Below are 8,410 nucleotides of genomic sequence, written 5' to 3'. Positions count from 1 at the left end.
CTCTGATTATATTGAGCAATCAGCTATCGAGTCAGCTTTAACTGAAACAGTATTAAGATTAACAGAGCAACTATCTCAATACAAAGAGCAACTCCTTGGAGCTAAAACTACATTCAATGACTTTGATGAAGCATTTACGGCTGAGTTGCAATCCCATGCAGATCAGAAAGCCATTTTATCAATCTTTGATTATATTGAGCAATCAACTATCGAGTCTGCTTTAACCCAAGCAGTATTAGGATTAACACAGCAAGTTTCTCAATACAAAGAGCAACTAGTTGAAGCGAAAACTACATTCAATGACTTTGAAACAGCATTGACGGCTGAGTTACAATCTCATGCAGAGAAGAGAGCTATTTTATCAATCTTTGATTATATTGAGCAATCAGCTATCGAGTCAGCTTTAACTGAAACAGTATTAGGATTAACAGAGCAACTATCTCAATACAAAGAGCAACTAGTTAAAGATAAAACTACATTCAATGACTTTGAAACAGCATTGACGGCTGAGTTACAATCTCATGCAGAGAAGAGAGCTATTTTATCAATCTTTGATTATATTGAGCAATCAGCTATCGAGTCAGCTTTAACTGAAACAGTATTAGGATTAACAGAGCAACTATCTCAATACAAAGAGCAACTAGTTAAAGATAAAACTACATTCAATGACTTTGAAACAGCGTTGACGGCTGAGTTACAATCTCATGCAGAGAAGAGAGCTATTTTATCAATCTTTGATTATATTGAGCAATCAACTGTCGAGTCAGCCTTAACTGAAACAGTATTAGAATTAACGCAACAACTTTCTCAATACAAAGAGCAGCTTGTTACAGCTAAAGCTACATTTTATGACCTGGATGCAGTGCTTGCGACTGAGTTACAATCATATCTAGAGAAGAGAGCCATTTCATCAATTTCTGATTATGTTGAGCAATCGACTGTTGAATCAGCATTAACCCAAACAGTATTAGAATTAACACAACAACTTTCTCAAAATCAGCAGCTATCAGCCGGAAGAACCATATTCGACGACCTGGAAGCAGCGATTGTTTATTTGGAGCAACTCCATAGATCACAAAAACCAGTGGATGCAGTTGCTCTTAACAAAGCTCAAACTCTAGCCGCAGATCAACCAAAACTAACCCCGAATCAAACAGCCGAGTTATATAAGTATTACAGCGCCGACTTGCAAAACTTATTAGTGACTGACCGAGACACAGAAATTGCTATCAGGGCGCTATTAGATAATAAACCACCCCAAGAAGTTGAAGAAATTATCTTTGCCAGTCCAGCCGGATGGACTACTGATGAAGCTAAAGCATTGGTACTAATCGCTAACAATCAACTGGCACACTTACAAGAACAACCCCAGTTTACACCACCGCCAGAGGATGAAAGCCTACGCCCAGTATTACAGCATTTCTTGACTCAAAAACGCGGTATAACAAACTTCCTTGTACACCCATTACAGCAGCAGGGGTTGGGTTACATAGACCAGCACCGAAATGTTGTCTTTATCAAGCGGGATTTAAACGGTGAAAAGTCAGGCGCACTGCTTTGGGATACCGCACGTCTTGACAATCGTTGTACGGAGTACCCCGAAAACAGCGATCGCTCCGAGGGGTGGTTTCACCTGAAATTGGGTGGAGAGGCAGACGACAAAATTGAGAGAGTATTTTTGTGTGACTCCCCCATTGATGCGTTGACAATGGCAGAGATTGACAGGAATGAACACAAGGGGCAACCACCAGTTAGAACAATGTACATGGCAGTGGATGACCCGGATCACTTGCCAATAGAGTTTCTCAAAAATATCAACAGGATTGGGCTGGCATTTAATAATGATGATCTGGGCAATGAAGCGGCCCAAGTCGTTCAGTCAATGCTGCCCCAGGCTAAAAGAATTGCACCTAGTGGGCGAACTTGGAATGAGATTCTTATTGAACAGCAGCAACAGCAGCAAGAGATACTGGAGCAAAAACAACAGGGGCGAGGTTTGAGCCGATAATCTCGCGTTGATCCGACGAACTCGTGACCGCTTCGCTCTCGGAGTCGGTGGCTCTTACGGGCAGAAAGATTACTGGTTGGGTCAACTAGATCCTGCAAGCCCGCAAGAGCCACTCCGCTGCGCCGACTCCGAGCCACGAGTTCTTAAATCCTGGAAAGATGCTTTGACTATTGGCAGCGTTCACTTGGCTAGTCACTCGGCTCAATACCTTTTTGGGGGCATGACGAAGTAAGTGCAAAATCGGACACGTTGTAAAGAAGAATTACAGGAAGCACTTTCTTGATTTGCTAACTTGCCCAAAAATGATATATAAGCTTTTCTAATTCATGACCGTAGAATCGACTCTTCACCCTTGTCACTTCATCAAACTTGCCCATAAACAGTTCTTTTTGGGAATGTTTCGGTCTGAAGACAATACTAAAGTCAGACGTTGAAATCTAGGATAGTCAAGGGTTTTGAGATGATGCGTTACAAAAATTTACAACCTGGGTAATTTTGCACATATTTCGTCATACCCCCTGTAACGCACTATGCGCTGGATATAGATATATATGTAGAATATGTGTATTTATAAAGAATATTTTTCGGTATATTCGTCTAAATGACTGCCATTTACTTATAGTTACAAAACCAACTTCCATCCTGCAACAACAGGAGAGCAGAAAGCCTTCTTTTTTACTGACAACGAATACCATAATAAATTATATTATTCGCATCTATCAAAAGTTAGATATTTGAATAACAAGAACCGTAACTTTTAAAAATTCGCGATTCTGATAATTTTCTATTCCCCACTCCCTATTTTCATAAGAGACATGCGTTGTATAAAAATTTGTGCTGTATTTCTAAGCCTATCTCTGACAGCAACACCCCTAGTAGCAGTTGCTATATCGCTCGATGGAATAGTCCCAACAATATACCAAATTCAACTATTTGAAGCGGAAACTCAACTCCGCAAAGCGATCAAACTCAACCCCAACGATGCCGATGCTTACAACAATTTAGGCGTTGTACTGAGTAAGCAGAATAAATTAGAGGAAGCGGAAACTCAACTCCGCAAAGCGATCGAACTCAACCCCAATTTTGCTGATGCTTACAACAATTTAGGCGTTGTACTCAGTGAGCAGAATAAATTAGAGGAAGCGAAACTGAGGCAGCAGTGGATGGGAGAAAGATTCCTACGACAAGACTTCAATCCCAGCTATGCTGATGTTTACTACACTTGGCGCGATGCAGTGAGGGAGCAGAAAAAATTAGACGAAGCAGTAGCAGCATATCGCAAAGCGATCAAACTCAATCCCAATTTTGCTAATGCTTACAATGCTTTAGGTTGGGTACTTCAAGAACAAGGCAAGTTGGAAGAAGCAATCCAGGAATATCAGCAAGCTATTAAACTAGACCCCTACTTTACAACTTCCCAAAACAATCTTAAGGAAGCACAACGACTCTTAGACTTACGAAAAAATCCTTCCCTAACCAAGGTAGAAGACGATCGCCAATGGTTGCCCAGTCTCCAAGATGAACCATTAGTTGGTGTATTGCGGTCTGTGGTGCGGGTTATTGCCCAAAATCCTACTGGTAATGATATTGGTTCTGGTTGGGTAGTAAAACGGGAGGGAAATAAAGCTTTGATAGTCACCAATCGTCATGTGGTGACAAATTTTGAAAGAAGCAGACAACCACTGGAGTTGGAATTTTATAGTGAGCCACCTAATAATAAATATCGACCCCGTTACCCAGCCAAAATAGTTAAAATCACCGATCCTAACAATCCCCTTGATTTAGCCATACTTGAAGTTACTGGCATCCCCGATGATATCAAACCCCTGCCAATGGCTTTCGGTCGAGTTCCCCGTACTACCCTGGTGCGTGTCATCGGACATCCCAGCAATGGTGCTGACTGGACTGTAGTTTCCGGGGAAGTGAGCAATTTTCTCTTCCAACAACGGAAGTATCAAATACAAGGAACCCTCGCACAAGGTAATTCTGGTGGACCTGTAATCGACCTGCAAAAGCAAGTTGTTGTTGGTTTAATGGTGGAAATTAGCGACTCAAATCAAAATTTTAAGGAATTAGCCAGTACGAACCAACCGCAAATTCCCGCGACCGGAGGATTTGGTTTTGCTTACAGCATGGATATTGTGGTCGAACAATTGCGTAGTTGGGGGATTTCCTTAAATCAATAAAATTAACTTTTTAAAATATAAAAAACACGAACAATATGAAATATACTGCCTTCTTTGCCAGCCTATTTATTTTCATTATTAGTACTCTTCCAGCCCAAGCTTGTCCGTCAGGAGATCCCAAATCGACCGTATATATGCGCCGAGATGACAATCGTTGTGAGGGAATTAAACAGCGAAATAGCGATAGGGGTTTGCGCTTGATTTCTTTTGCTACTATTGGTATCAAGAACTATTCTAATACTCTCTCATTAAAAATTCCCAGTATTGCCAACGCTACCCCAAATGTTCTGGTGCAATCTCTGGGCAAAAACTATATCTTGGATAACGTGTCTCTCACATCAAATAAATCTCTATTTACTTTTTCTTGGAATACTTTTATTTTAAATCAAGCGCAAATTCTCCCAACTAGCCTGCGTGCCTTAGCTAACGTGAATTTTGATTCCAAAGTGGTATATGTTCCCGTAATTTTAGAACGATCTTCAGGGAAATATCAATTTGTTTTTTATACTCCCAGTCGGGCAAAATTCCCGACTTTACAAATCCGGCGTAATGGTAAAGTTATTCACTCTAGCCCTCGCAATAATTTTCAGCGTGGGGAAGTGGTTTTTAATTGGAATGGCAGAAATCTTCCTGCTGGTCGCTATGAGCTTTATATAATTGCCGAACAGGAGCAAATTGGCAGACCACCGGAGAAAATCACCAGACAAATTGCTTTTGAACACAACCCAAATTGGCTGAAATAAATTATGGTACGCAGGCAAAGACCACGGCAAAAAATCGATTTTACAAAGCTGAAACAGCAGATCAATAAACAGTTATACAAATTCCATAATTTTTCTAAAAATAATCAATTGCAAAGAGTTAAAGGCTATTTAACTAAAAACAATACATTGATTTTAGGCTTGGTTATCCTGATAATTTGTATTTTTTTAATTTCCACATCATTATTTTGGCGCGGTATTCATGTCTTTGAAGGTAATTTAATCACAGAGCGAATCAGCTTTATTTATACAGATAATCAAAATAATAAGCTATTTATTAACTCGATTAGCAAGATTAAAAGAATTGAACTACAAAGCCAGCAAGCTTTAACTTTGAACGGTAAATTTAGTAGTACTTCAGAACCAAAATTAAACCAGCTTCAGCAAATCAGTATCAATTTAACTGATGCAAAAAGTAAATTAATTATCGAACCATCAGATCCTAAAAAACAGAGTGAAATCGAACTAACTGACTTACGAATACAACCAAATACAGAAATTAATCAACTCACTTATAATTCCTATGAGGATATTTTATCTTTCTGCTTAGACAAAGGTAATAATCCTGAAAATTTATGCTTGCAAACAGATACAAACTCTATAGATGTTGCTAAATCTTCTCAGATAAAAGCAACAAAACTTGGTGAATTAAGTCTTGAAATTGGCAGTCAACCCCTAAAAATTAATTTAGAAGGTTGCAGCATCGCAGAGTTAGGTAAAAAAGATACTCCTGAAAATCCCAACCCAATAGAATTTATCTTTACTCCCCAATCATCTCAGTTTGCGTTCAATTTAACTCCACCGACAACATTGTATATAAACTTACCAAAAGTAACTCCTGAAGCATCCAGTCAGTGGTTGCGAGGAAACTTAGAGGTAGAAAATGTGAGATTTACTCACAGCGATCGCACTGGCAATGTGGAAGATGATTTTGAAATTTCCAGCATTCTTGGAGGTAAAGTCCGTATGGCAGAACAGGAGTTGGAATTGAAACCCAATCAGTTTTTTATCACAGGCAACCCCGGAATTAAGTTAGTGACTAAAATGCAAGTGCGATCACAATCACCTCAAGGTTTGCAAGTACGTTTTTCGGGAAGAAGTGAAGGTATAGAAATCGGTTTAGACCCCAACTTTATCGTTGATAGCATTCGTCCCAGCTTTTTAGCCAAATATCTCACCAAAGACGCTATCTCAGTCTTGCTTTCCTTCTGTGGAGGTGTTGTAGGTGCTTTACTACCCTTGTTACTGGCTGCAAAGTCTGAAGAAGATTCAAACAATGCTAATTCACCATAATCGTTACTTTACCTTATTAAGCGACAACTCTAATATAAAAAAGTGGTATATTTACTTAAAAATAGAGATTTTCTATTTATTTGGGTGGATTGTGAAAAATCCTAAACTAATTGGCTTATTTTTAAGCTTATCTCTGGCTACGACACCTCAGTTGGCATCTGCCCAAACCACTATTGAACAGCTATTTCAACAAGGCAAGGCAGCCCAAGATGCTGGTAAAGACTCACAGGCTGAAGCAATTTGGCGTAGAGTTCTGCAAATTGAACCTGAAAATGTAGCCGCTTACTTAGAGCTAGGCAAGGCACTGTATCTCCAGAGAAAACTGGATGAAGCGATCAGCGCATACAGAAAAGCCATCCAACTCGACCCCAGATATGCTTATACATACAACGGTCTGGGCTATGTGCTGGGAACTCAGGGAAAACTGGATGAAGCGATCGCCAACTATCAGCAAGCTCTTAGCTTACCAGAGGATAAATCTGTTATTCCCTCAGTTCATAGCTACGCTCATAATGGTTTAGGCTATACACTACAGCAGCAAGGAAAGTTAAAAGAGGCAATTGAAGAGTTCAAGCTGGCAATTTCCTTAGAGCCAAATTATGTAATTGCCCAAAACAATCTGAAAGAAGCGCAACGCCTATTAGCTTTGCAGATTAATCAACTTAAATATCCTGAGAGTGCCAAATTTGTTTGCGCCATGAGAAATGGCAGACCAACAATAATGGTTCTAACTTCACGAGGCAAAGTTCCCTTTATTACCTGGAGTAACAATGATTTTAGTAGTTCTAACTATACCCCTCAGCAGCGTTGTCAGCACATATCAGCAAGATTTGAACAATATTACCAAAATGGTACTCTGAATTATTTAACGGCAGGAAAAATCAATAGTTTACCAGTAGTATGTGTTGTGGCTCATCTGGGTGATGGTTGCAAGGGAATTTTATTTACTCTCAAGCCTGGAAGTAATCCTGAGCTAGTACTAAGGCAACTATTGGATTATAGTAGACAGACTTCAGGTCTACCGATACACCTAAGTGGTCCAGACTCTACCTCCGTTACTCAAACTACACAGGGTACTTATTTCGATTTAAATGTTTATCGAAAGAAACTAAACCTGATAGTAGATGATCGCAAATGGTTACCCAGCCCACAACAAGAACCTTTAGTTGGAGTTTTGCGTTCTGTCGTGCGGATTGTCGCTGAAATTCCCACTGGGAATAATATTGGTGCTGGTTGGGTAGTGAAACGTGAGGGAAATACAGCCTGGATTCTCACTAATCGTCATGTGGTCACGGATGCTCAAGGCACAAAACGCCCCAGCGAAAAAATTGAGTTGGAATTTTTTAGCAATCCGCCCTCTGGCAAGTTTCTCCCCCGGTACAGAGCTAGAATTATGCAAATCACAGATGCCAATGACCCGATAGATTTAGCCTTACTCGAAGTTACAGGCATCCCAGAAGATATCCAGCCATTACCAATGTATTCTGGCAGTGTGCGTCGTACCACTGAGGTCATCGTCATTGGTCATCCCAGCAATGGCGCTGACTGGACTACCGAATTTGGCAGAATTAGCAATGTAATATCCCAAGAAAACAAACTACAAATCACAGCCACCCTTGCAGAAGGTAATTCTGGTGGACCAGTAATTGATAAAGAGAAACAGCAAGTTGTCGGTATCGTAGTGCAGATTAATGATCCTAATCAGCAACGACAGGACGCCGTTAGAAGTCAGGCTGAACCTCTAACCCCTGCCACGGGTGGCTTTGGTTTTGCCTATTACATGGATGTAGTGATTGAAAAACTTCGTAAATGGGGAATACCCTAACTATGAAATATCAACTTCTATTCACAAGTCTGTTCATTTTCACCCTTATAGACTGTCTCTAAAGAAATTGTAAATGCTAAACTTCATCTTACCAATTGTTGGTGAATTACGCCGTTATAAGGGCTTGAAGAGTAATGGGAGGCGATCGCCTATCAATAAGTCTAGCTTGATATTGCCCAAACAGTTAAAAACTCTTGCATTACCTGAATTACATCTTCACCAATAAGGGGTTTTTTGCATTAACCCCCGAAAAGGGGGATTCTAGAATTTGTTCTTGAATGGTAAGTAGCTAAACAAAATTAATTACATAATTTTTACCAAACTCTCGAAGAATCTT

The 8,410-nt window shown here is 40.0% G+C and carries 5 protein-coding genes and 1 pseudogene; all 6 read left to right on the top strand.

Annotated features, from left to right (window positions below; genetic code table 11):
- A pseudogene (locus ABF638_RS35490) lies at positions 1 to 2,008 on the top strand (hypothetical protein); the annotation flags it as partial.
- 815 nt (positions 2,009 to 2,823) lie between these two features.
- Complete coding sequence (locus ABF638_RS35485) at positions 2,824 to 4,194, top strand: tetratricopeptide repeat protein (RefSeq protein WP_435027470.1); 1,371 nt, start codon at positions 2,824 to 2,826, stop codon at positions 4,192 to 4,194.
- Between the two features lie 35 nt (positions 4,195 to 4,229).
- Positions 4,230 to 4,937: a hypothetical protein gene (locus ABF638_RS35480; protein WP_435027469.1), complete on the top strand. Its 708-nt coding sequence runs from the start codon at positions 4,230 to 4,232 to the stop codon at positions 4,935 to 4,937.
- 3 nt (positions 4,938 to 4,940) lie between these two features.
- Complete coding sequence (locus ABF638_RS35475; protein WP_435027468.1) at positions 4,941 to 6,248, top strand: hypothetical protein; 1,308 nt, start codon at positions 4,941 to 4,943, stop codon at positions 6,246 to 6,248.
- On the top strand, positions 6,232 to 8,073 hold the full coding sequence (locus ABF638_RS35470; protein ID WP_435027467.1) for a COP23 domain-containing protein: 1,842 nt from the start codon (positions 6,232 to 6,234) through the stop codon (positions 8,071 to 8,073). The genes ABF638_RS35475 and ABF638_RS35470 overlap by 17 nt, the downstream gene beginning before the upstream one ends.
- Positions 8,074 to 8,146: 73 nt before the next feature.
- Positions 8,147 to 8,299: a hypothetical protein gene (locus tag ABF638_RS35465; RefSeq protein ID WP_435027465.1), complete on the top strand. Its 153-nt coding sequence runs from the start codon at positions 8,147 to 8,149 to the stop codon at positions 8,297 to 8,299.
- Positions 8,300 to 8,410: the final 111 nt, after the last annotated feature.

The organism is Nostoc sp. CALU 1950, assembly GCF_051172895.1.
GTDB lineage: Bacteria > Cyanobacteriota > Cyanobacteriia > Cyanobacteriales > Nostocaceae > Nostoc > Nostoc edaphicum_A.
The sequence above is the reverse complement of the archived record's forward strand: the minus strand, read 5'-3'. Positions and strand labels throughout refer to the sequence as shown.

What these genes read in the sequence shown, in the direction of transcription:
- ABF638_RS35470 (WP_435027467.1), top strand. Translation starts at nt 6,232, where the DNA reads ATGCTAATTCACCATAATCGTTACTTTACCTTATTAAGCGACAACTCT.
- ABF638_RS35475 (WP_435027468.1), top strand. Translation starts at nt 4,941, where the DNA reads ATGGTACGCAGGCAAAGACCACGGCAAAAAATCGATTTTACAAAGCTG.
- ABF638_RS35485 (WP_435027470.1), top strand. Translation starts at nt 2,824, where the DNA reads ATGCGTTGTATAAAAATTTGTGCTGTATTTCTAAGCCTATCTCTGACA.
- ABF638_RS35480 (WP_435027469.1), top strand. Translation starts at nt 4,230, where the DNA reads ATGAAATATACTGCCTTCTTTGCCAGCCTATTTATTTTCATTATTAGT.
- ABF638_RS35465 (WP_435027465.1), top strand. Translation starts at nt 8,147, where the DNA reads ATGCTAAACTTCATCTTACCAATTGTTGGTGAATTACGCCGTTATAAG.